Source organism: Kitasatospora humi, from assembly GCF_020907985.1.
Taxonomy (GTDB): Bacteria; Actinomycetota; Actinomycetes; order Streptomycetales; family Streptomycetaceae; genus Kitasatospora; species Kitasatospora humi.
In genome coordinates this window covers 140,367-163,180 of record NZ_JAJJPA010000012.1, presented here as the reverse complement: position 1 = coordinate 163,180, position 22,814 = coordinate 140,367, and the positions used below count along the sequence as shown (strand labels likewise).

Annotated in this window: 19 protein-coding genes; 6 read left to right on the top strand and 13 right to left on the bottom strand. The window is 72.2% G+C overall.

The annotated features are described in order from the left end of the window. The first annotated feature begins 281 nt into the window (after positions 1 to 281). From LN042_RS14860 to LN042_RS14850, 3 genes are all read left to right on the top strand, one after another. A complete protein-coding gene (locus tag LN042_RS14860) occupies positions 282 to 794 on the top strand; it encodes a pyridoxamine 5'-phosphate oxidase family protein (RefSeq protein ID WP_230051669.1) in 513 nt (170 codons plus the stop codon). A gap of 172 nt (positions 795 to 966) precedes the next feature. Further along, positions 967 to 1,650, top strand: coding sequence for a phosphonatase-like hydrolase (locus LN042_RS14855; protein WP_230051668.1), 684 nt, complete (start codon positions 967 to 969; stop codon positions 1,648 to 1,650). A gap of 472 nt (positions 1,651 to 2,122) precedes the next feature. Continuing rightward, positions 2,123 to 3,037, top strand: coding sequence for a YhjD/YihY/BrkB family envelope integrity protein (locus LN042_RS14850; RefSeq protein WP_230051667.1), 915 nt, complete (start codon positions 2,123 to 2,125; stop codon positions 3,035 to 3,037). 204 nt (positions 3,038 to 3,241) lie between these two features. On the opposite strand, the gene LN042_RS14845 is transcribed toward LN042_RS14850, so the two are convergent. Beyond that, on the bottom strand, positions 3,242 to 4,822 hold the full coding sequence (locus tag LN042_RS14845) for an MFS transporter (protein WP_230051666.1): 1,581 nt from the start codon (positions 4,820 to 4,822) through the stop codon (positions 3,242 to 3,244). 133 nt (positions 4,823 to 4,955) lie between these two features. Between LN042_RS14845 and LN042_RS14840 the strand changes: the two genes are divergently transcribed. Next, positions 4,956 to 5,507 carry a P-loop nucleotide/nucleoside kinase family protein gene (locus LN042_RS14840; RefSeq protein ID WP_230051665.1) on the top strand — a complete coding sequence of 184 codons (552 nt, stop codon included), beginning with the start codon at positions 4,956 to 4,958 and terminating at the stop codon, positions 5,505 to 5,507. A 291-nt stretch (positions 5,508 to 5,798) separates the two neighbouring features. Here LN042_RS14840 and LN042_RS14835 read toward each other — a convergent pair whose 3' ends face one another. From LN042_RS14835 to LN042_RS14785, 11 genes are all read right to left on the bottom strand, one after another. Beyond that, positions 5,799 to 6,737 (bottom strand): helix-turn-helix transcriptional regulator, encoded by a 939-nt coding sequence (locus LN042_RS14835; RefSeq protein ID WP_230051664.1) that lies wholly within the window; start codon positions 6,735 to 6,737, stop codon positions 5,799 to 5,801. Between the two features lie 288 nt (positions 6,738 to 7,025). Next, a complete protein-coding gene (locus tag LN042_RS14830; RefSeq protein ID WP_230051663.1) occupies positions 7,026 to 7,502 on the bottom strand; it encodes a YcxB family protein in 477 nt (158 codons plus the stop codon). A gap of 97 nt (positions 7,503 to 7,599) precedes the next feature. Beyond that, the gene (locus LN042_RS37730; RefSeq protein WP_230051662.1) at positions 7,600 to 8,742 is read right to left on the bottom strand and encodes a glycosyltransferase; all 1,143 of its coding nucleotides are present in this window, start codon (positions 8,740 to 8,742) and stop codon (positions 7,600 to 7,602) included. Between the two features lie 423 nt (positions 8,743 to 9,165). After that, positions 9,166 to 11,385, bottom strand: coding sequence for an NADP-dependent isocitrate dehydrogenase (locus LN042_RS14820; RefSeq protein WP_230051661.1), 2,220 nt, complete (start codon positions 11,383 to 11,385; stop codon positions 9,166 to 9,168). Between the two features lie 147 nt (positions 11,386 to 11,532). Beyond that, positions 11,533 to 12,918 carry a S53 family peptidase gene (locus tag LN042_RS14815; RefSeq protein ID WP_230051660.1) on the bottom strand — a complete coding sequence of 462 codons (1,386 nt, stop codon included), beginning with the start codon at positions 12,916 to 12,918 and terminating at the stop codon, positions 11,533 to 11,535. 148 nt (positions 12,919 to 13,066) lie between these two features. Further along, positions 13,067 to 13,387 (bottom strand): DMT family transporter, encoded by a 321-nt coding sequence (locus LN042_RS14810; RefSeq protein ID WP_230051659.1) that lies wholly within the window; start codon positions 13,385 to 13,387, stop codon positions 13,067 to 13,069. Between the two features lie 4 nt (positions 13,388 to 13,391). Continuing rightward, positions 13,392 to 14,084, bottom strand: coding sequence for an HAD family hydrolase (locus tag LN042_RS14805; RefSeq protein WP_230051658.1), 693 nt, complete (start codon positions 14,082 to 14,084; stop codon positions 13,392 to 13,394). Next, positions 14,081 to 15,175 carry an ABC transporter ATP-binding protein gene (locus LN042_RS14800; RefSeq protein ID WP_230051657.1) on the bottom strand — a complete coding sequence of 365 codons (1,095 nt, stop codon included), beginning with the start codon at positions 15,173 to 15,175 and terminating at the stop codon, positions 14,081 to 14,083. The genes LN042_RS14805 and LN042_RS14800 overlap by 4 nt, the downstream gene beginning before the upstream one ends. 118 nt (positions 15,176 to 15,293) lie before the next feature. After that, the gene (locus LN042_RS14795) at positions 15,294 to 16,106 is read right to left on the bottom strand and encodes an ABC transporter permease (protein ID WP_230051678.1); all 813 of its coding nucleotides are present in this window, start codon (positions 16,104 to 16,106) and stop codon (positions 15,294 to 15,296) included. Continuing rightward, on the bottom strand, positions 16,103 to 17,068 hold the full coding sequence (locus LN042_RS14790; RefSeq protein ID WP_230051656.1) for an ABC transporter permease: 966 nt from the start codon (positions 17,066 to 17,068) through the stop codon (positions 16,103 to 16,105). Before LN042_RS14790 ends, LN042_RS14795 begins: the two co-directional genes overlap by 4 nt. 8 nt (positions 17,069 to 17,076) lie before the next feature. Further along, entirely contained in the window at positions 17,077 to 18,234 is a 1,158-nt protein-coding gene (locus LN042_RS14785; RefSeq protein ID WP_230051655.1) for an ABC transporter substrate-binding protein, read from the bottom strand. Between the two features lie 328 nt (positions 18,235 to 18,562). Between LN042_RS14785 and LN042_RS14780 the strand changes: the two genes are divergently transcribed. Beyond that, positions 18,563 to 19,360, top strand: coding sequence for a GntR family transcriptional regulator (locus LN042_RS14780; RefSeq protein WP_230051654.1), 798 nt, complete (start codon positions 18,563 to 18,565; stop codon positions 19,358 to 19,360). Between the two features lie 301 nt (positions 19,361 to 19,661). On the opposite strand, the gene tmpA is transcribed toward LN042_RS14780, so the two are convergent. Next, on the bottom strand, positions 19,662 to 21,311 hold the full coding sequence (gene tmpA / locus LN042_RS14775) for a 2-trimethylaminoethylphosphonate dioxygenase (protein ID WP_230051653.1): 1,650 nt from the start codon (positions 21,309 to 21,311) through the stop codon (positions 19,662 to 19,664). Positions 21,312 to 21,714: 403 nt separating this feature from the next. On the opposite strand from tmpA, the gene LN042_RS14770 reads away from it, so the two are divergent. Next, positions 21,715 to 22,806, top strand: a complete 1,092-nt coding sequence (locus tag LN042_RS14770) for an amidohydrolase family protein (protein ID WP_230051652.1) — start codon at positions 21,715 to 21,717, stop codon at positions 22,804 to 22,806. Positions 22,807 to 22,814: the final 8 nt, after the last annotated feature.

Sequence of the window (22,814 nt, the reverse complement as noted above, 5' to 3'; positions counted from 1 at the left end):
TCGCGGTGTTCTCGGCGCTCCTCGGCGTTCCTCGGCGTTCCTCGGCGTCTTCTTCGTTCCTCGGCGTTCCGCGGACTTCGTGGTGCTCGGTGGCGGGTGGCGCGCGGGCTCGCTGCGGTCTCGAACTGTGCTCGGCGGTTGCGGATTCATCCACAACCGATGGGTTGTCCACAGGTGCCGAAGTCCCCTTGTGCGGCTATGGCGGCAGGAGCAGCATGAGACCGCCTCCAGCGGTTGCGCATCGTCTCGGGTGCGCGTCGCGTGTCGAAGGGACCAACGCCATGCCGTACCGTCTCGATGTCCTCCAGGGAGACTGGCCCGCCGAGGAGCTGCGTCAGGGAGTGGAGGGCCTGTTGGCCGAGTCCATGGTGCTCACCCTGGCCACCGCCGGGCCCGAGCACGGGCCGCACGCCAATCTCGCCTTCTACGCGTACGACGACGACCTGGTGCTCTATTTCGTCAGCGAGCGCTCCACCAGGCACAGCATCCACCTGTCCGAGCAGGCCAGGGCCGCCGCGACGGTCTTCCTCCCGCCGCCGGCCTTCGGGGAGCAGCTGCGCGGGTTGCAGCTGGCCGGACGGGCCGGCGAGGCCTTGGGGCACCATGCGGAGGAGGCGTTGACGGCTTATCAGAAGCGATATCCCAGCTTCGCGCAGACGCCCGACATACGCGAGCAGTTCCTGGCGGGCGGCGGAGCGGCGGCGCTCTACCGCTTCGAGGTGTCGGAGCTCACCGCGGTGGACGAGCCGCACTTCGGCCGCCGCAACTACCTGCGAGCCGAGGTGGTCAGGTAGTCCAGTTGTCCATGGGTGTTGATGGTGTTGTCTGTACAACTTGGTGATTGTTACTGTGCTGGTCGCCGTCCGGCAACCCAGCCGTCACCTGGGCCGCGCAGCGTTGTCGCCGTGCGGGTGGGTGTCAGCCGACCCGCGCTCCGGCATCACCAACCCGCAAAGGCACCCACAGATGAGCACTTCCGACATCCGCCTGGTCGTTCTGGACATGGCCGGGACCACCGTGGCCGACGAGGGCCTGGTCGAGCAGGCCTTCAGCGCGGCCGCGCTGGCTCTCGGCGTCAAGCCCGGCACCCCTGAGTACGAGCCGATGCTCGCCCACGTCCGGGCCACCATGGGGGAGTCCAAGATCTCCGTCTTCCGGCACCTCTTCGGCGACGAGGAGCGGGCCCAGCGTGCCAACCAGGCGTTCGAGAAGGCCTACCACGACCTGGTCGACGCCGGGCACTGCGCAGCGATCCCCGGCGCCGCCGAGGCCATCGCCGAGCTGCGCGCCCAGGGTCGCAAGGTGGTCCTGACCACCGGCTTCTCACGGGCCACCCAGGACCGCATCCTGGCAGCGCTCGGCTGGCAGCAGATCGCCGACCTGACCCTCTGCCCCGCCGACGCCGGCCGCGGCCGCCCCTACCCCGACCTCGCCCTCACCGCGCTGCTGCGCACCGAGACCGACTCGGTGCGCCAGGTCGCGGTCGTCGGCGACACCGGTTACGACATGCTCACCGGCGCCCGGGCCGGCGCCTCCGTGGTCGCCGGGGTGCTCACCGGTGCGCACGACGCCGAGCGGCTGCGGGCCGACGGCGCCACCCACGTGCTCGCCTCGATCGCCGAGCTGCCCGGGCTGCTGGCCGCGCGCTGAGCCTGCGCACCGGGTGGTGGCAGGAGTCCGAGCTGCCTGGGCTGCTGGCCGCGCGCTGAGCCTGCGCACCGGGTGGTGGCAGGAGCCCGAGCTGCCCGGGGCCGCAGGGCGCGCGCTGAGCCGTCCCACCGGGTGGTGGCAGGAGCCCGAGCTGCCCGGGCTGCAGGGCGCGCGCTGAGCCGTCCCACCGGGTGGTGGCGTAGCCCAGGGCCACCGCCCGGTACGAGGCCGCGTTCCGTTGCCGGCGTCGGAGACGGACGCGCACCCGGTGCCGTGCCTCGATGAGCGGTGGTCAGCGCGCTCGGGCTGCGGGCTGCCGTGAGCAGGCACGCAGCGCGGTGCGGCTGACTGAACTCCCGTCAGGCGCGCCGTCTCGGCCCCACTGGTCCGGCCGGGCTACGTTCGGCCGGTGGTGAGGAAACGGGCCGGCGGGACGGCGGCGCGCAGGCGCCTGTTCAGTCGTGAGCGTCTGGTGCGGACGCTGACCTTCTGGCTGCGTCCCGCCTTCGCCCTGCGCGTGGTGAACCGGTTCCAGCGGATCGTCGGCTTCGACCGCTCGATGGCCCTGGCGTCCAGCGCACTCACGGCGCTGATTCCGTTGGCGGTGCTGCTGGCGTCGCTCCTGCGGCACGTCGGCGGGGCGGACGTGGCGCAGCGCCTCATCGACCGCTACGGCCTGACCGGCGGCGGGGCCGAAGCCGTGCGCAACCTCTTCGTCGGCGGCGGCGCGGAAACGGGCATCAACCTCCTCGGCATCTTCTTCCTGGTGCTCTCGACGCTGAGCTTCGAACGGGCGACCCAGCGCCTGATCGAACAGAGCTGGGAGCTGGCGCCGCTCGGTGTGCGCAACACCAGGAACGGTCTGCGGTGGATCCTGGTGCTCACGGTCTACCTCGCGGTTGCGGGCTGGGTGCACGCGGCCCTCGGCGGCCGGCCCCTCGAACTGCTGGCGAACATCTGTCAGGCTCCGCTCACGGCGGTCTTCCTGGTCTGGAGCGGGACCGTCCTGTCGGCCCGGCGGGTCGGCTGGTGGGACCTGGTGCCGTTCGGCCTGGTCGCGGCGGCACTGGCGGCGGTCTACTCGGTGGGTGCGGGCGTCTACATGCCCCACCTGTTCAACTCCTACGCCACTCGCTACGGGCCGGTCGGTGCGGTCTTCGCGATGATCACCTTCCTGTTCGGCGGCATGCTGCTGCTGGTCGGCTCGTCCGCGCTCGGCCGGGAGATGCGGGACGAGCTGGACCGCATCCGCCAGGGCCAGCGCCCGCCGGACGACGAGGTCCGACGCCAGTGGGCCGCGGTGCGCAGCCAGATGGAGGAGCGATGGCGGGCGGTGCGGCAGGAGATCACCCGTCGGCGCCCGCCCAAGGACCCGCCTGCTGGCTGAGCACTCGCACGGCTGGGGCTGCCTGCCGCCCGGTAGTTGCTCAGCCCGGTAGCCCGGTAGCCCGGTAGCCCGCTCGGCCCGGTAGCCCGGTAGCCCGGTAGCCCGGTAGCCCGCTCGGCCCGGCAGACCGCTCCGTCCCGGCCGGCTGCCGGGTCGCTCCGTGACGGTGCCCCAAGCCGGGCTCCGGTCCGGCCGGGGCGTGCCTCAGTCGGTCCGGAGGCGTTCCGCGGGCAGCCGCCGGGTGAAGGCCAGGCCGCCCAGGGTGATCCCGCCCGCAGTGAGGATGGCGACCTTCAGGCCGTCGAGTTGCGCCGCCGCATAGGCGTTCACCACGTGCTGGGCCTGGTCGGCCGGGACACCCGCCGCGGCCAGCCCGGCACTGACCTGGTCGGTGGGGACGAACTTCACCCCGGACTCCACCGCCACCCCGGTCTGCTGGCGCACCGCGTCGGAGATCTGCGGGTTGTCGGCGATCTGCCGGTTGAAGGCGCCGGCGAGGGCCCCGATCAGGATCGCCCCGATGAGGGCGGTGCCCAGCGAGGAGCCGAACTGCTGCGCCGTGTTCTGCAGCCCGCCGGCCTCGCTGCGGGCCTCCTCGTCGACACTGGACTGCACCACATTGCCCAGTTGCGAGGCCAGCAGCCCCATTCCCAGGCCGAGCAGCGCCATCGCCAGCGCGAACGGGAGGTCGTCGATCTGCGGCCGGATCGTCGCCAGCAGCCAGCAGATCGCGGCCAGCATGACCACCAGCCCGCAGCGCACCAGCAGCCGCGGCGAGGCGATCCGGGCCAGCGAGGAGCCGCCCAGCGCGGCGACCAGCATGGTGACCGAGACGGGCAGCAGCCGCAGCCCGGTCTGGAACGCGTTGAAGCCCTGCACCACCTGCAGGTAGAGCGGGATCACGAAGAACAGCCCGAGCAGGATCACGCTCTGCGTCAGCAGCATGATCAGTCCGGCGCGCAGCGGGGCGATGCGCAGCAGTGCGAGCCGGACCAGCGGCATCAGCCCGTGCGCCTCCCGGCGCCGTTCCCAACTGACGAACAGGGTGAGCAGCACCACTCCGGCCGTGATGACGAACAGGGTCGCCGAGAACCCGAAGACGGTGAACGGAGAATTGCGCGGACGCAGCACCCCCCAGGTGCTGCTCTGCAGCACGCCCAGCACCACCAGGGCGAGGCCGAGCGCGGACAGGCCGGCGCCGATGCCGTCCAGCCGGATCCGCCGTCCGGCCTCGGCCGGCGCGGTGATCCAGCGCAGCAGCGACAGCAGGACCACGACCACCACCACCTCGCCGGCGAACACCAGGCGCCAGGTGAGGTAGGTGGTCACCCAGCCGCCGAGCAGCGGGCCGACCGCGATGCCCACCCCGGACATCCCGCCGATGATCCCGTAGGCCACGGCCCGTTCCCGCCCCTGGTAGCAGCCGGCCACCAGGGCGGCCAGCGCCGGTAGCACGATTGCGGCGCCCAGCCCCTCGATCACGGACCAGCCGAGCGCGAGCACCCAGAGGACCGGTGCGACGGCCGTCAGCAGGGAGCCGATCCCATAGACCGTCAGGCCGATGCCGAAGGCCCGACGGCGGCCGAGCACATCGCCGAGCTTGCCTCCAGTGATCATGAAGGCGGCCATCACCAGGGCGTAGAGCGTGATGACGGCCTGGATCGCGGTGACGTCGGTGTGGAAGTCGTGCACCAATTGGCTGATTGACACGTTCATCACCGCCGTGTCGAGCACCATCAGGAACTGAGCGGTGCCCAGCACGGCCAACGCCTTCCAACGTCCCATCACCTGATCTCCGCTCGGCTCCCGGGGTCGGTGGCGAGTGCCTCGTGATTCACTTCCACGGTATGTCCGCGCGCAGGACCCCGCAGGGTGGTCGGCGTTCGGGGCCGTCCGTACCGCCATTTGGAGTGACCGCGTGCCCACCGTCCTGGTCAACGGCCTGCCGGCCGCCGGAAAGACCACACTGGCACGCCGGTTGGCGGCAGAACTGGGTCTGCCGCTGTTCAGCAAGGACGCCGTCAAGGAGACCCTGGCCGACATCCTCGCCCCCACCCGGCCGCCGGGCGTCACCGACCACCAGTGGAGTCACTCACTCGGCGCGGCGGCCGGCGAGACCCTCTGGACGCTGCTCGCCGACGCCCCCGCCGGTGCCGTGCTGGAGGCCCCGTTCCTCGCCCACCTGCGCCCGATCGTCGCGGCCGGCCTGCGTCGCGCCAACGTCCGTGCGGTGCAGGAGGTCTGGTGCGACGTGCCGACAACGCTGGCCCGCCGCAGGTTCGTCGACCGGATGGCCGAGCGGCACCCGATCCACCCCGAGCGTGGGGACGGCCACCCCGGCGACTGGGAGCTCTGGGAGAGAGGCGCCCGGCCGCTCGCCCTGGGAGCGGTCCACCGGGTGGACACCAGCGGCCCGGTGGACGTCAAGGCCCTGGCGGCGGTGCTGCGCCGGAGTGGGCCGAACCACTGAGCACCGGCCACGGTTCCTGAGGGTGCTCGGGCCACCAGGCTGGTGCTTCGACGCGCCGGGGCCGCCGTCCCGGTACGGGCTCGGGGACGCGGTGGGGTGGGGCCCGTCGGCCATGGGGGTGCCGACGGGTCCCGCGCACCCTACAGGCGCTGCCGGAGGGCCGGGGCCGCGGGGTTCCCGGGCCGTCCGCGGGTCGCTGCCCGACTATGCCGTGACAAGCAACGTATGCGGAGTGCGCGTTCGCGACGATGGACCGGACTCGGGGAACGTGGTGATTCCCTCGCCCTGCGGTCATCCTTTCCTGGTGCAGGGCGGGTTCGTGGCGATGGGCTGCTGGTCGCGGATCTCGCGCATGGTCCGACGGAACGCACCCGGGCTCACCCCGCTCTCCCGGCGGAAGAACCGGCAGAAGTACGACGGATCGCCGAAACCGAGCCGTTCGGCTATCTGGGCTACAGTCAAGTCACTTGCCAGGAGCAGTCGTTTGGCCTCCAGCGTCTGTCTCTCGCGAACCAGACGGCCGGGCGTGCGGCCGGTGGCCTGCTTCACCGCCTCGTGCAGGTGCCCGGCCGAGACGCCCAACTCCCGTGCCAGTGCGCCGATCGACCGGTCCCGGGCTCCGGGTGAGGCGATCAGCCGGGCGAACCGGTCCGCCAACTCCCTGGCCCGGTCCGCGTTTCCGGTGGATACCTGGCCCGACTCGGCCCCATGCAGTCGCAGCGCCCGGAGCACCAGGATGTGCAGGTAGGAGGCCAGGATGCCAGCGAAACCGGGCTCGGCTTTGCGGTACTCGTCGAACATCGCGGTCAGCAGCGCCTCCAGCCACTCGTGGTGCTCCGGGTGCAGCTGCGGTCGGCCCCGGCCGGCCAAGGTGCGCAGCGCCTCGGCGTCCTCGGGATGGGGAAGCAGGAACTCCTCGTTGAAGATGACTACCCAGCCCGCGAGTTCGACCGCATCCCAACGGTGCACCTGCCCGGGGGCGACCACATGGAGCTGCGGTGGTGCCAGCGGAAGCCGCTCCAGGTCCACGACGTGCGCACCGCTGCCGCCGGTGACCAGGACGATCTCGTAGAAGCCGTGCCGGTGCGGGAACGACGCCCGGGACAGCGGCCCGAGGGTGTCGAACGACCCGATGGCGAACGGCAGCACCCCGGGGTGGGGCACGTGCAGCTCGTGCAGCTCCAAGGGGTGTTCGGGTGAGTGGGGGTGGCGTGGGGGGCGCTTGGTCATGGCTCACTGCTGCCCAGCCGGCGGGCCGGTCACCCCATGGGAGGCCGCCCGTCCCCCGGCGCCCCGCCAGGGCGTGCCCGACGGGACCAGCCTCGGGCGATCCTCACCGGTCCCCGGCCGGGGACCCACCAGCTGGAGGCGGCCGCACGCCAGGGCAGGTCCAGGGACCGGAGTCGGATGGGGGCGACTGGGGGCGACCGGGGGCGCCGCTCGGGGAATCGGGTGGGGCGGCGACCTCGGGGAGGCGGCCGAGCGGCCCCCGGGCCCGCCGCCGCGCGGGCGGCTCGTTCAGGCGGCGCTGTAGCTGGGCAGCCGCTGCAGGAACGCCGTGAGTTCGGCGTTCTGCTCCGGAGTGAAGGCCGCCTTCGGGACCGGTATCACCACCACCTTGCTGGGCTGGAACAGCAGGAACTCCGGGTTCTGGGTGATCTTCTGGAAGCGTTCCCAGGCGAACTCCGAGCGGCTCTGGGCCTTGGTGAAGGAGCAGCCCTGCTCGGTGAAGGCGGCGACCACCGGGCTCGGGTCGCGTTCCAGGCTGCGGGCCAGGCTGCGCTTGGTGGCGATGGGCTGCCAGATCCCCAGGAAGGCGACACCGATCAGCAGGCCCACTCCGATCGGCGTTCCGCCCACGACGATGGACAGCAACCCGCAGAGGGCAAGCAGCGCCAGGGTGATCCGCACCCTGAGGAAGCGCCCCCGCAGTCCGGCCCGCAGGCCCCGGTACATCTGCTCGGCGGTCAACTGGTAGGTCCCGGTGATGTCCACGTGTCGTGCCTCGTTGTGGTCGGCGATGTGTCAGGGGCCGCATCCTAGGCCCCGCCGGCCAATTCCGACCCGCCCCGGGGATCAAGCGCGCGGTGAGTCAGCGGGAGCCGCCCGGCTGGGCCAGCTTCTCCAGCAGCCCGACCACGGCCTCCACCGGGGGCAGTGCGAGCATCCGGCGCTGGGCCTGCCTGACTCGGGCGGTCACCGCCAGATCGGCGAGCAACTCGGTGATGGCGGCGGCTAGTTCGGCGGATGTCACGGGCTCGGGCAGGTGTCGACCCAGGCCGTGGGCCTGGACGCGTGCGGCGTTGCCGTGCTGGTCGCCGATGAAGGGCAGCACGGCCATCGGCACGCCGGCGCCGACGGCCTCCCGGATGCTGTTGTACCCGCCGTGGGTGATCAGGAGTTGGGCGCAGCGCAGCAGCAGCGGCTGGTCGATGCGGTCCACCAGGTGCACCCGCGGCGGGGTCTCCGTGGCACCCGGGTGGTGTCCGCCGGTGGCCACCACGGCCTGGCAGTCCGTCTCCGCGACGGCGGCCACCACGGTGCGCAGCACGGCGGACGTGTCGAAGGCGCTGCCGGGCAGCACCGTGCCCAGGGTGGCGAGCACCAGCGGCTGCTCGCCGGGGAGTTCGGCCAGCCAGTCGGGGAGCGCGCCGCCGGGGCGCAGGGCGACGGGCTGCTGGTAGCGGTGCACGCTCTCGCTCCCGGCCCAGGTGGTGAACGGGTACTGCGCCGGCATGCCCTCCAGTCGGCCGTACCGGTGGACCGCCGCGGGATCGGCGACGGGGGGCAGGTCGACCTCGGCCCGCCGCTGGTCGAGCACCGGCTGCAGTTCGGCCGGGTCCAACACGTTGGTGCTGCCGGACGGCGCGCCCAGGCACGGCACGCCGAGCGCTTCGGCAACCAGCAGCCCGGCGAATTCCGCGCCGTCCCGCAACACCAGGTCGGCTCCGAACTCCCGTGTGACGGGCAGCAGTTGTCGGTAGCCCAGGGACACGTGCGGGGCGGCGAAGATCTGCAGCGCAGGAACGTCGGCCGACCCGGTGAACTCGGGCCGACCGACGAACGGGTCCGGCAGCACCGGCGCCGTCTCCACGGGCAGGTCGTTGACCGCGCCCAGCAACGGCGGCGGCAGCGCCACCAGCACCCGGTGCCGGGCGGCGGTCAGCGCGTTGATCAGCGGCAGCATGGCGTGGACGTGGGACGGCGATCCAGTGGCGGTGACGAGGACGCGCACGGCTGAACCCTCCTGGGGCCGGACGGCTGCGGGGCACGCGGTGCGCTTGCGCCTCGCTGTGCAGTTGAGCCGAGTGTGCGTCAGGCGGCGCCCGACCATGCCCGGGCCGCCCCGGGTTCACCCGCGCGAACGGGCGGCAGCCGCCCCTCGCCCGCCCCGGATCCGGCTCATCCGCCCCCGGGTTCGCGAAGCTCCCGGCCTCTGTGGTTCCGGGTTCGCGTAGCCCCCGGCCTCCGTGGTTCCGGGTTCGCGCAGCCCCCGGCTTCCTCGGACCCGGGTTCGCGAAGCTCCCGGCAGTCCCACCGCTCGGCTCCCGCGCAGTGGACCCGCCGCCACCGCGCACGGCTCCGGATGCGCCGGGGGCCCTGGCCCGCGCACGGGATCACGGTGCGCGGGCCAGGGCCCCGACGGTCAGCCGTGGTGTCAGCCCAGCGAAGCCAGCGCCTCGTTGAGGGTCTTCGACGGACGCATCACGGCGGCCGCCTTCTCGGGCACCGGCTGGTAGTAGCCGCCGAGGTCGACCGGGGAGCCCTGGACGGCGATCAGCTCGTCGACGATGGTCTGCTCCTGCTCGGTGAGGGCCTTCGCGAGCGGGCCGAAGGCCTCGGCGAGCTTGGCGTCCTCGGTCTGCTTGGCCAGCTCCTGGGCCCAGTACAGGGCCAGGTAGAAGTGGCTGCCGCGGTTGTCGATCTGGCCGACCCGGCGGGCCGGCGACTTGTCGTTCTCCAGGAAGGTGCCGGTGGCACGGTCCAGGGTGTCGGCGAGGACCTGGGCGCGGGCGTTGCCCGTGGTGGTCGCCAGGTGCTCGAAGCTGGCGGCCAGCGCGAAGAACTCGCCCAGGCTGTCCCAGCGCAGGTAGTTCTCCTTGACCAGCTGCTGGACGTGCTTGGGGGCGGAGCCGCCGGCGCCGGTCTCGAACAGGCCGCCGCCGTTGATCAGCGGGACCACCGAGAGCATCTTGGCGCTGGTGCCCAGCTCCAGGATCGGGAACAGGTCGGTCAGGTAGTCGCGCAGCACGTTGCCGGTGACGGAGATGGTGTTCTCGCCGCGGCGGATCCGCTCCAGGGAGAAGGCGGTGGCCTTCTCCGGAGCCATGATCTCGATCTGCAGGCCCTCGGTGTCGTGCTCGGGCAGGTACTGCTTGACCTTGGCGATCAGGTTGGCGTCGTGCGCGCGGTCCTCGTCCAGCCAGAAGACGGCCGGGTCGCCGGTGGCACGGGCGCGGTTGACGGCCAGCTTGACCCAGTCGCGGATCGGGACGTCCTTGGTCTGGCACATCCGGAAGACGTCACCGGCGGTGACCGGCTGCTCCAGCACCACGGCGCCGGCGGCGTCGACCACGCGGACGGTGCCGTCGGTCGTGATCTCGAAGGTCTTGTCGTGGCTGCCGTACTCCTCGGCGGCCTGGGCCATCAGGCCGACGTTCGGCACCGAGCCCATGGTGGCCGGGTCGAAGGCGCCGTGGGCGCGGCAGTCGTCGATGACGGTCTGGTAGACGCCCGCGTAGCTGCTGTCCGGGATGACGGCGAGGGTGTCGGCCTCCTGGCCGTCCGGGCCCCACATGTGGCCGGAGGTGCGGATCATGGCCGGCATCGAGGCGTCGACGATGACGTCGGACGGCACGTGCAGGTTGGTGATGCCGCGGTCGGAGTCGACCATGGCCAGGGCCGGGCCCTCGGCCAGCTCGGCGTCGAACGAGGCCTTGATCTCCGCACCCTGGGGGAGCGCGTCCAGGCCGGCCAGGATGCCGCCGAGGCCGTTGTTCGGGTTCAGGCCGGCCGCCTCCAGGACCGCGCCGTACTGGGCGAAGGTCTTCGGGAAGAAGGCGCGGACCACGTGGCCGAAGAAGATCGGGTCGGAGACCTTCATCATGGTGGCCTTGAGGTGGACCGAGAACAGCACGCCCTCGGCCTTGGCGCGGGCCACCTGGGCGGCCAGGAAGGTGCGCAGCGCGGCGACCCGCATCACGGCGGCGTCGACGACCTCGCCGGCCAGCACCGGGACCGACTCCCGCAGCACGGTGGTGCTGCCGTCGGCGGCGACCAGCTCGATCTTCAGCGAGCCGTCCTCGGCGATCACCGCGGACTTCTCGGTCGAGCGGTAGTCGTCGGCGCCCATGGTGGCGACATTGGTCTTGGAGTCGGCGGTCCAGGCGCCCATCCGGTGCGGGTGGGTCTGGGCGTACTTCTTGACCGACAGCGGGGCGCGGCGGTCCGAGTTGCCCTCGCGCAGCACCGGGTTGACGGCGCTGCCCTTGACCTTGTCGTAGCGGGCGCGGACGTCGCGCTCCTCGTCGGTCTTCGGGTCGTCCGGGTAGTCCGGCAGCGCGTAGCCCTGCGCCTGCAGCTCGGCGATCGCGGCCTTCAGCTGCGGCACCGAGGCCGAGATGTTCGGCAGCTTGATGATGTTGGCGCCAGGGGTCTTGGCCAGCTCGCCCAGCTCGGCGAGGGCGTCGGAGATCCGCTGGCCCTCCTCCAGACGCTCGGGGAAGTGCGCGATGATGCGCCCCGCCAGCGAGATGTCGCGGGTCTCCACCTTGACGCCCGCCGTCGAGGCGTAGGCCTGGATCACCGGCAGGAACGAGTACGTCGCCAGGGCCGGGGCCTCGTCAGTGTGCGTGTAAATGATGGTCGAGTCAGTCACCGGTACTCCGCCTTCACGTCTACCGTGTCTACAACGTCTTGACATCAAGATATCGCACGGCGAAGGGGCGCCCGTTGTGACGGGCGCCCCTGGGACGCGATGTCGCCGGCCGGGAAGCGGTGCCGCCGGCCGCGGCGAGCGGTGTCGCTAGCCGAGCAGGGCCAGCTTCGGGACGAACTTGGCGACGTCGACCGTGCCCACGCCGGTGGCCAGGTCGTAGCCGGGGGTGACCGGCCAGCCGGTGACGCCGTCGTAGCTGTTGCTGCCGCCGACGACATCGGTCAGACCGGTGTCGGGGGCGCCGGCCTGCTGCAGGGCACTGAGGCCGTACAGCGCGTAGTTGATGTTGCCGAGCCGGTGGCCGGCCGCCTGGTCCGCGAGGGCCACCACGCCGGAGAAGATCGGGGCCGCGACGCTGGTGCCGCCCCACAGCTCCCAGCCGTTGTCCTGCGGGCCGAAGCTGTTGTAGGTCCACACGCCGGTCAGCGGGTCGCCCAGCATGCTGATGTCCGGCACGCCGCGGCTGCTGCCCACGGTGTTCCGCACGCCTAGCTGGAAGAGCGGCCGCGGGAAGACCTTGGACTTGCCGCCGCCGGTGGCGCCGTGGTCGTTGGGCGCCGGGTCGTCCCAGACGGTGTCGGGCGAGAGCCGGTTGCCCTGGGCGTCCAGGTGGACCGAGGTGCCGCCGACGCCGGTGACCAACGGGTCGGAGGGCGGCCAGGACGTCACCGGGTACGGGTAGAGCGTGGAGCCGTCCGGTTCGGCGTCGGTGGCGCCGTTGTCACCGGAGGACGCCAGCACGGTGACGCCGCGCGCCTGGGCGTCCTTGTAGGCGTACCGCAGGTTCAGCAGGCTGGAGTAGTCGCCCTGGTCGAAGCCGGGGAAGGTGTTCTCGGCGGTGCCGAAGCTCTGCGAGATCACGTCGCCGACGCCCTGCTTGATCAGCGAGTCCTCGGCGCCCATCATCTCCGGGAACCCGGTGGTGCCGGTGGTCTCGGAGACGCCGGTCTCCACCAGCACGATCTTGGCGCCCGGGGCCATGGCGTGCGCCATGTCGACGTCGATGGTGGTTTCCTCGGCCCAGCCGGTCATGTCGTCGTCGGTCGGGTCGAAGACGGGCACGTTGCCCCACTTGACGACCTGCACATTGGTGCTGGGAATGCCGTAGTGGGCGCTGTACACGTCCAGGTCGTGCTGGATGGTGGGCGAGCCGAAGGAGTCGACGATCACGATGGTGCGCCCGGCGCCGTTGATGCCGCGGTCGAAGAGCGGCTGCTCGTCGTAGGCCTGCTCCAGCTGGGTGGGGCCGTAGCAGGAGCGCTGGTACTGGGCCTGGCAGTCGGCGACGCTGCTCGGGTTCGGGAACGGTCCGAGCAGCCGGTGGTGCGCGGCGGCCGGCACCGGCGCGGGGAGCCGGTGCGCGGGGGCGGCCAGCGCCCCGGCCGCCGGCGCCGCCCCGGTGAGGGCGGTGCCGGCGACCAGTGCGGCGGCCGCGAGGGTCGACACGGTGAGGTGACGGGTGGAACGTCGCATGGGTGTCCCTGAGGGGTGGTAGGTCCCGTCGACGACGGCTGCCGCCCATGACACCGCGTTAGGTTCCCAGGAATCGCTCATTTGTTGGATTCATGGGGAAACCTTTACCTTCGGCCGCGGCGTCCCGGTGCCCCAGGTGTGACGTGCGTCAGTGACTGGCCCGGAGGTTCAGTAGGACCACACCGGCGATGATCAGCGCGATGCCCGCCAACTGCACCTTGCCCAGCTGCTCACCGAAGGCGGCGACGCCGATGGCGGCCACCGCGGCCGTGCCGGCGCCGGACCAGACGGCGTAGGCCACCGAGACCGGGATCTTCTTGAGGGCCTGGCCGAGCAGCACGAAGGAGAGGACGTAGCCGATGCCCACTCCGACGCTGGGCCACAACTTGCTGAAGCCGTCAGTGAGTTTGAGGCAGCTGGTGGCGCAGACCTCGCTGGCTATGGCGAGTGCGAGAAGGACGTAGGGCATCGGGCTATTCTGCGTTGCCGCTGGTCAGGGCGGCCAGCAGGGGTAGGTCGGCCTCGGTGAGACTGGTGAGCAGGGTGATCCCGGGCGCGCTCGGCATCGCCACGTCCGAGGACGGCACGGCGAGCACCGCGCAGCCGGCCGCGTGCGCGGAGGTGACGCCGGTCGGGGTGTCCTCCACGGCCACGCAGGCGGCCGGATCCAGGCCCAGCCGGGCGGCCGCGGCGAGGTAGGGCGCGGGGTCGGGCTTGGTCAGCTCGGTGTCCTCGGCGGCCAGGGTGACGGCGAACCAGTCCCGGCCCAGATGGGTCAGCACCAGGTCCACCACCTGTCGCGGCGAGGCGGAGACCAGCGCGGTCGGCACCGCGGCGTCCCGCAACTGCTCCAGCAGCGCCAGCGCACCCGGGCGGGGCACCACCCGGGCACCGACCCGGGCGGTGAACGCGGCGTTCAGCCGCTCCCCGATGACCGCGGCCCCCGGCGAGGAGCCGTGGAGCACCGCCGCGAGGTGGGCCGCGGTGTGCTCCACGGCCCGGCCGAGCACCTGCGGCACGTCTGACTCACCCAGCTGGTAGCCGAGTTCGGCGGCGATCTCGCTGGTCGCCTCCCACCACAGGTGCTCGGTGTCGACCAGGGTGCCGTCCATGTCGAAGAGGACGGCGGCGGGCTTCTGCGCAGGTGGGGTCATCGGCGTGTTCACCGTGCGACCGTAGCGCAGCGGTCCACCAGGACCGGACGGTCGGGCAGCGAGACCGTGGCACCGCCGCCGATCGGCAGCTTGGCCGCCTGATCGGTGGGCAGGTCGGCCTTGATGTCGGTGCCGTCGGCCAGCTTGACGGTCAGCCGGGTGACCGCCCCCAGGAAGCTGGCGCCGGTGACCACCGCGTCACCGCCGGCGGCGACCGCCACGTTCTCCGGGCGGACCAGCACCTCCACCTCGCCGTCGGCGGGCACCGTGCCGTCCACCTCGTGCCGGCGGCCGAGCACCTCGACGCCGCCGCCGGAGCGCTGCGCCGGGATCCGGCTCATGGTGCCGACGAACTCCGCGACGAAGGCGGTGGTCGGGCGGGCGTAGAGCTCGTTCGGGGTGGCGCACTGCTCCAGCCGGCCGGCCCGCAGCACCGCGACCCGGTCGGCCATCGACAGCGCCTCCTCCTGGTCGTGGGTGACGAACAGGGTGGTGATGCCCAGCTCCTGCTGGAGGCGACGGATCTCCTCGCGCAGGTTGAGCCGGACCTTGGCGTCCAGCGCGGAGAGCGGCTCGTCGAGCAGCAGCACCCGCGGCTGCAGCGCCAGTGCCCGGGCCAGCGCGATCCGCTGTTGCTGGCCGCCGGACATCTGGTGCGGGTAGTGCCCGGCCCGCTGCGGCAGGCCGACCAGCTCCAGCAGCTCCTGCGCCCTGGTCCGCCGCTCGGCCTTGCCGATGCCGCGCATCTTCAGCCCGAAGGAGACGTTGTCGAGCGCGGTCAGGTGCGGGAAGAGGCTGTACGACTGGAACACCATGCCGGCGTCCCGCTTGTGCGCGGGGATCTTGGTGACGTCCTGGCCGTCGACCAGCACCTCGCCCGAGTCATGGGTCTCGAAGCCGGCCAGGATCCGCAGTGCGGTGGTCTTGCCGCAGCCGGACGGGCCCAGCAGCGCCAGCAGTTCGCCCGGGTGGACCGTCAGGTCGAGCCCGTCGAGCGCCACGGTGGCGCCGAACGCCCGCCGCAGCGAACGGAATTCGACGGTGGCGCTGCCTGGGTGGAGCGGCACGCCGGTGGGCGGTGCGGGGGTGGCGGAGGTGGTCATGGCGGTGAACTCCTGGGAATCACTTGTGGATCGGTGGCGCATGGGGGATCTGATGGATCGTCAGGCAAGTGCGGCCTTGCGGCTGTGCGTCAGGAACGCGCTGCCTTGCGGCTGCGCGTCAGGAACGCGCTGCCTTGCGGCTGCGGCCGCCGAGCACGGAGAGCATCAGCAGCACGACCCAGACGATCAGCAGGCTGAGGATCGAGACCGCGACGGACATCTGCCCGTCCGTCTTGCCGTACGCGTTGATCCACACCGAGAAGGGCTGGAAGCCGAGGATCGAGGCGGTGGTGAACTCGCCGAGCACCAGTGCCACGGTGAGCACCGAGGCGCTGAGCAACGCGCTGCGCAGGTTGGGCAGCACGACCGAGAACACGGCCCGCGGCCAGCTCGCGCCGCAGCTGCGGGCGGCCTCGACCAGCGTGACCACGTCGACGCTGCGCAGCCCGCCGTCCAGCGCGCGGTAGGCGAACGGCAGCGCCATCAGCACGTACGCGATCAGCAGCACCACCGGGAACTGGGGGTTCTGGATCGCCACCAGGGTCTGGAAGATCGGCGTGTCGGCCAGGTATTCGGGGCCCCAGCGCAGCACCCCGACGATGCCGGTGGTGAGCGCGACCACCGGGACCACCAGCGGCATCGAACAGACCACCTCGATCACCGGGCGCAGCTTGGGCGCGCCCAGCCGGGCCGCCAGCAGCGCCGGCACCAGCAGCACCAGCAGCAGCACCACGGTGGCGGCCGCCAGCTCCAGGCTCAGGTAGAGCGCGTCGAGGAACCCGGGCGCCGAGAGCAGGCTGGTGTAGGCGTCGAATGTGACGCTGCCGTGGTGGTCGTCGACGCTGAAGTAGACCGACGCGCCGAGCGGCACGAAGAAGTAGACGCCGCAGAGCAGCAGGACGAGGCCGCGGCCGAGCCGCAGCCGGTTCAGGAACTGAGCCACTTGGCACTCCGGCGCTGGAGGGGCAGGTAGATCGCCATCACCAGGCAGGCGACCACGATCATGTCGAGACCGAGCGCGAGGGCCAGGTTGCCCTGACCGACCAGCACGTTGCCGGAGAGCGCGTCGCCGATCTGCATCGAGATCAGCGGGATCGAACTGCCGACCATGGCCTCGGCGGTGGCGTACGCGGCGAACGAGGCGCCGAACAGCAGCACGTATCCGCCGAGCAGGGAGGGCAGCAGCACCGGCAGCGCGACGTGCCGCCAGTACTGGAAGACCGTCGCCCCGTTGTTGTAGGCGGCCTCGCGCCACTGCACCCGCAGTCCCTCCAGGGCCGGGGTGATGGTCAGGATCATCAGCGGGATGAGGAAGTAGAGGTAGACGATCGCCAGCCCGTTGAAGGTGTACAGGCTCCAGCCGTACTGCTTCAGGCCCAGCGACGTGGTGACCTCGCCGGCGTTGCCGAGGGTGGCGACGAACATGAACGCCAGTGGCACGCCGCCGAAGTTGGCCAGCACACCGGAGCCGGCCAGCACGGTCTCGCGGACGAACTTGAACCGGGAGGTGGCCACCGCCTGCGCCAGCGGCAGACCGATCGCGGTGCCGATCAGCGCGGTCAGCGCGGAGAGCTTCACACTGCCGAGCAGCGCGGTGAGGTAGGCGCCCTGCAGCGAGTCACTGAGGTTGGCCATGGTGAAGTGGCCGCCGCCGTCCGGGGCGTCGGAGGAGGTGGTGAAGGCGCCGATGGCGATCGCGACGGCGGGCAGCCCGAAGCCGATGGCGAAGAACACCAGCAGGGGCAGCGCGCCGAGCCAGGCGCGGCCGCCGCGACGGCGGCGGGTGGCCGTGGGGGCGGCCGGTGTGGCGGGAGTTGCGGTACCGGGGGTACCCCCGCCGCCGTTGGTGCCAACGGCGGCGGGAGTCGGCACCGGGGTGGGAGCCGTAGTCATTGCTTGGTTCAGCCCCCGATGGCCTTGGCCCAGTTGGAGGTCACCGCGGCCTTGGCGGTGTCCTGCTGTGCCTGGGTCGGGAAGGTGGTGAACGGCTTGGCGGGGGCCGGCACCTTGGCGGCCAGGCCGGCGTCCAGCGTGTTGGCGGTCTTCATGGCGTCGAACTCGGCCGGGGTGGCGAAGCCGCCCAGGAAGCCGTTCTGGCCCTCGGCGCTGTAGAGGTACTCCTCCCACAGGCGGGCGGCGGCCGGGTGCGGTGCGTCCTTGTTGATGGCCTGGTTGTAGAAGTTCGCCCAGATGCCGTCCGACGGGATGGCGACCTTCCAGTCGATGCCCTTCGGAGCCAGCTTGTCGGTGTAGCCGGTGTTCAGGTACGACCAGTCGATGGTGATCGGGGTCTCGCCGCTCTCCACGGTGGCGGAGGTGGCCTCGACCGGGTTGAAGTTGCCGGCCGCCTTCAGCTTGCCGAAGAAGTCGATGCCGGGCTGGATGTTGTCCAGCGAACCGCCGTTGGCGATCGAGGCGGCCCAGACGGCGTTGAGCGCGGCGTTGGCCTTGGTCGGGTTGCCGTTCAGCGCGACCATGCCCTTGTAGTCGGGCTTCATCAGGTCGGCGAAGGTCTGCGGGCAGACGGCGACCTTCTTGGCGTTGCAGCCGATCGAGACGTAGCCGCCGTAGTCGTTGTACGAGGTGGCGTCGGCGGCCTTCATGGTGGCCGGGATCTGGTCGTAGGTGGCCACCTTGTACGACGCGAACAGGCCCTGCTTGGCACCGGAGATCGCGAACGCGGTGCCCACGTCGACCACGTCGGGGGCGCGGTCCTGGCCCTTGCGGGAGGTGATCGCGTTGATCTCGTCCTGGCTGGAGCCGTCCGGGTTCTCGTCCTCGATCTTGATGCCGTACTTCTTGGTGAAGCCGTCCATCAGCGTGCCGTAGTTGGCCCAGTCGCGCGGCAGCGTGATCACGTGGAGGTTGCCCTCCTTCTTCGCGGCCGCGACCAGCGCGTCCATCCCGCCGAGGTCGGCGGCCGAGGTGGCGGTCTTGGCGTTCTTGCCGCCGGCCGTGGTGGCCGACGTCGAGCCCGCGGAGCCGCAGGCGGTGAGGGAGAGCGCGGCGGCGGTGAGTACGGCCGCGGCTGCGGCGGCACGGGCGCGGTGCACGGTCACGGGAGGATCTCCTGGATCGAGGTGCGGCAGGGTCGCACGACAGGTGCGCTGGCTGCGTCAGGGGGAGTGCCGGGGGTGGTCAAGTTGGTCAGCCAACTTCGCCCGACGCCGGTAAGTACGCCGGACGCTGGTGACCAAAAGGTGAACGGGTGCCCCAGAACAGGGGTCGGCTGCGGGAACGGTGGGGCCCGGTCGGGCGATAACCGCCCAAGGAGCGCACGGAGCGGCTGCCGGGAGCGGATAGGGTCGGACCGTTCTCGGGCCGCACGCAGCCCGCAGGACAATGAGTCGGGGGGACCAGGTGACAGACAGCTCCACGGAGAACGCGATGCAACAGGACGAGCCCGGCCGGCCGGAGGAGCAGGCCACGGCGACCGAGGCCGGTGGCGCGCTCTACCGGCGGGTCGCCGCCGACCTGCGCGAGGCGATCAGCACCGGCGCGTACGGCGAGGCCGGCCGGCTGCCCGCCGAAGGCGCGCTGGCCGAGCAGTACGGCGTCTCCCGGGGGACGGTGCGTCAGGCGCTCGCGGTGCTGCGGGCCGACGGACTGGTCACCTCGCGGCGCGGCACCCGGCGGGTGGTGCTCGGCAACGCCCGGGTGCAGAGCTTCTCCGAACTGCTCAGCTTCACCCACTGGGCGCGCTCGATGGGCGAGGAACCGGGCGGGCGCCTGGAATCGCTGCTGCGCCGGCCGGCCGACGCCGCCGAGTGCGAGCAACTGCGCCTGGAGCCGGGCGCCGAGGTCTATGTGACGCTGCGGCTGCGCACCCTCTCCGGCGCCCCGGTGATGGTGGAGCGCACCATCTACCCGCCGCATGTCGGCGTGCTGGTGGCCCAGTTGCCGGCCGACGTGGTCTCGCACACCGAACACCTGCGGGAGCACGGCATCCTGTTTACCGACGCGGACCACACCATCGACGTGGTCACCGCCAACGGCGACGACGCCCGGCTGCTGGGCTGCCGGCGCGGTGCCCCGCTGCTGCGCGAGCGCCGCCGCACCACCGACCCGACCGGGCGCCCGGTCGAGTGGTCCCAGGACCGCTACCTGCCCGGCACGGTGGCCTTCAGTGTGCACAACTCCCTTGCCACGTCAGCCCTTTCGCGGCACGCGCGAGCGGACGACTGAGCGGACGGCTGAGCGGACGACTGGGCGGACGACTGACGGGTGCGCGACTGACGGGTGCGCGACTGGTCGATCGGGCGACGATCGAGCGGCCGGGCAGACGACTGAGCGCCAGCCGGGCTGATGGCTGAGCGCCCGGCCGGCGCTCGGCCGAGCCGGCCGTTGAGGGGTCGTTGAGCGGGCCGCCGAGCGGGCCGCCGAGCGCGTGCCCGGGCAGAGGCCCGGGTCGGTGGCCGCCCGGGTCGGTGATCGCCCGGGCCGGTGGCCGCCCGGGTCGGTGGCCGCCCGGGCAGGCCGGCGGCCCTCACCGCTCGGCCATCAGCCTTGCCAGCAGCGGCCGGTAGTCGTCGAAGCGCGGGACGTCGGCGCCCGGGTCCTTGGCCTCGTCGTCCCAGCGGCGCACCGCGACGGCGTCGGCCGCGCCCGGCAACTCGGCGAAGGCGGCCGCCTGCTCCTCGGTCAGCGGACCGCCCTGCACTTGCAGGGTGAACTCCGACGCCTCGGACAGCCGAGCCCGGTAGGCCGGTTCGACGGTGCAGAGGTAGCGCTTGGCCGCCACGTGCAGCCGGACCGGCTCGGTGACGGACGGCGGGAACCACCGTGCCAGCCAGTCGGCGCCGGTCTCGCTGTGGCGGTTGTCCCGGCCCGCCATCAGCTGGTGGCCGGACACCGCGGCGGTGCTGTGCCGGTCGAAGAAGTGCCCGACGTCATGCAGCAGGGCCGCGGCCACCAGGGCGTCCGGCGCGCCGTCCCGCTGCGCCAGCGCGGCGGCCTGCAGCATGTGCTCCGCCTGGGTGACCGCCTCCCCGAGGTACTCCCCGGCGCCCGCGCCCTCGAACAGCGCCGCCAGTTCGTCCAGCGCGGCGGTGCGCCGGTCCAGCACGGCCAGGGTGGAGTTCAGGGCGTCCAAGTCGGCGTAGCAGCCCTGGAGGTGGCGTCGGCCTCCGCCGGCCCCCTCGGGGGAGTGGGAGGTGCCCCCAGACTCGAAGGCGGTGCGGGCGTGCAGCAGCCGGGTGTTGTCGAAGACCAGGCAGTCACCGGGCGCCAGCCGGAAGGCCAGCTGCAGCTCGGGCCGCAGGGTGATTTCGGCGAACCGCCGGTAGGCGGCGTAGAACTGCTCCAACTCCGTGTCAGGCAGGTCGAGTCGGCCGATCGATCGGTTGTTGAGGCGGACCTCGCGGATCCGCCCCAGCGGATCGGTGGTGATCAGCGGCCGCTCCGCCCGCAGTTCGGTGTGCCGGTCGCGGAAGACGAACGGCACCAGGGTGCGGGTGAGCACCGCGAAGTCGTCCGGCGCCTCGGCCCGCAGCAGTGCGGCTGCCTGGAAGCCGTCCACCAGCGCGGAGTCCCCGCCCTCGGCGTCGTTCGCCAGGCAGTGCAGCAGCTGCACGGTGGGCACCGGGTCGCGGTACGGGTTGTCGGTGTGCGGGGCGATCGCGGCGGCGGTGAAGGCCAGGTTGTTGGGGTTCGGCTCGACCCGGACGTCGAACAGCTCGCCGTAGTTGGTGCGGCGCACGTGGCCGAAGCTCTCCGCGACCGCCAGCACCTGCCGCTCCTCGACGGGCACCCCGCGCAGCACCGCGAAACCCAGTCGCTGCACGGCGCGCAGCACGGCTGCCTGCTCGGCGGGGTCGCGGAGGTAGGCCGACCAGTCGGCCTCCGGGCTCCCGGAGGTGAAGTCGGCGGCCCGCCAGAGCCGTTTGCCGGCCTCGGTGCGGCGGTCGCCTCCGTCGTCCGCCACGAGCCGGCCGGGCGGGTAGGTCGAGCGGTGGCCGTCCGACCAGAGCACCTCCAGCCGGCCGTCGTCCGCCTCGGTGGCGGCCGCGATCGCCAGATCGGCGGGCAGGTCGGTGATCTGGAAGAGCTTCTGGCCGCTGCGCGGGTCGCGGCAGCGGGTGCAGGGGCAGTTGTCGCGCAGCCAGGCGGCGGGGCGGGCGGCGGCGGGGACAGCCATGGCGGGCCTTTCGACAAGTGGATCCGGCTGCGCGAAGTTGGCTGGACAACTTTGCGGACGCTCTGGCAGGACCCTGCCGAAGGCGGGTGAGCGAGAACGGGCCGAAAACCGGCCGGGTGGTGAACTCCGCCCCAACGGCATGGGCGCGCCCGGACTCGGCGGGAACGGGGGTACCGCGCCGAGCCCGGGCGCCGGGCTCACCGAGGGCGACGGCAACGGGCTCGTCGGCGGGCGGTGAACCGGGGAGCGGCCAGGCGGCGGACCGGGCGGACGGTCAACCTCGGGCGGCTCCAATGGGGTGGGCCTGGTAAGAGTCAACCAGCCGTGTCACATTGAGTCAATGGTCCAGTCAAGATCGAACCGCAGGACCGCTCAAGGCCGTTCGCGTCGTAGAGTGCCGGACATGACGGAAGGCGCGGTGCTGCACATCAAGGGACGGATCCTGGTCGACCCCAACCAGGTCCGGGACGAACTCTGGGTGCTGGACGGGCGGGTGAGCTTCTCGCCGCCGGTCGGCGCCCGCGATCTGCGCACCGTCACCGGCTGGGTGCTGCCCGGCCTGGTCGACGCCCACTGCCACGTCGGTCTGGACGCGCACGGGGCGGTCGACGAAGCCACCAGCGAGAAACAGGCGCTCACCGACCGGGACGCCGGCACCCTGCTGATCCGCGACGCCGGCTCGGCGGCCGACACCCGCTGGATCGACGACCGGGAGGACCTACCGAAGATCATCCGGGCCGGCCGGCACATCGCCCGGACCAAGCGCTACATCCGCAACTACGCCCACGAGATCGAGCCCGGTGACCTCGCTGCCTACGTCGTGCGGGAGGCCAGGCGCGGTGACGGCTGGGTCAAGCTGGTCGGCGACTGGATCGACCGGGACCGCGGCGACCTGGCCGCCTGCTGGCCGGGCGACGCGCTGCGCGAGGCGATCGCGGCGGCGCACGCCGAGGGCGCGCGGGTCACCGCGCACTGCTTCGCCGCCGAGTCGCTCCCCGATCTGCTGGCCGCCGGGATCGACTGCATCGAGCACGCCACCGGCCTGACCGAGGAGCTGATCCCGGTCTTCGCCGAACGCGGCGTGGCGATCGTGCCGACCCTGGTCAACATCGCCACCTTCCCCAAGCTGGCCGACGGCGGCGAGGCCAAGTTCCCCGCCTGGTCCGCCCACATGCGCCGGCTGCACGAGCGCCGCTACCGGACCGTCGGCGCCGCGCACGACGCCGGCATCCCGATCTACGTCGGCACCGACGCCGGCGGCTCGCTCGCCCACGGCCTGGTCGCGGCCGAGGCCGCCGAGCTGGTCAAGGCCGGCCTCACCGCCACCGAGGCGCTCAGTGCGGCGAGTTGGGGGGCTCGGGCGTGGCTCGGCCGGGACGGGCTGACCGAGGGGGCACCCGCCGACCTGGTGGTGTACGCCGCCGACCCGCGCGCCGACATCCGGGTGCTGGCCGACCCGCGGCTGGTGGTGCTGCGCGGGCGCCCGGTGGGGTGAGGGCTGTC

Bases quoted from the DNA above. Each gene is read 5' to 3' on its own strand.
- LN042_RS14860 (WP_230051669.1), top strand. From the start codon at position 282: ATGCCGTACCGTCTCGATGTCCTCCAGGGAGACTGGCCCGCCGAGGAG.
- LN042_RS14855 (WP_230051668.1), top strand. From the start codon at position 967: ATGAGCACTTCCGACATCCGCCTGGTCGTTCTGGACATGGCCGGGACC.
- LN042_RS14845 (WP_230051666.1), bottom strand. From the start codon at position 4,822: ATGGGACGTTGGAAGGCGTTGGCCGTGCTGGGCACCGCTCAGTTCCTG.
- LN042_RS14835 (WP_230051664.1), bottom strand. From the start codon at position 6,737: ATGACCAAGCGCCCCCCACGCCACCCCCACTCACCCGAACACCCCTTG.
- LN042_RS14815 (WP_230051660.1), bottom strand. From the start codon at position 12,918: ATGCGACGTTCCACCCGTCACCTCACCGTGTCGACCCTCGCGGCCGCC.
- LN042_RS14810 (WP_230051659.1), bottom strand. From the start codon at position 13,387: ATGCCCTACGTCCTTCTCGCACTCGCCATAGCCAGCGAGGTCTGCGCC.
- LN042_RS14800 (WP_230051657.1), bottom strand. From the start codon at position 15,175: ATGACCACCTCCGCCACCCCCGCACCGCCCACCGGCGTGCCGCTCCAC.
- LN042_RS14790 (WP_230051656.1), bottom strand. From the start codon at position 17,068: ATGACTACGGCTCCCACCCCGGTGCCGACTCCCGCCGCCGTTGGCACC.
- LN042_RS14780 (WP_230051654.1), top strand. From the start codon at position 18,563: ATGCAACAGGACGAGCCCGGCCGGCCGGAGGAGCAGGCCACGGCGACC.
- tmpA (WP_230051653.1), bottom strand. From the start codon at position 21,311: ATGGCTGTCCCCGCCGCCGCCCGCCCCGCCGCCTGGCTGCGCGACAAC.
- LN042_RS14770 (WP_230051652.1), top strand. From the start codon at position 21,715: ATGACGGAAGGCGCGGTGCTGCACATCAAGGGACGGATCCTGGTCGAC.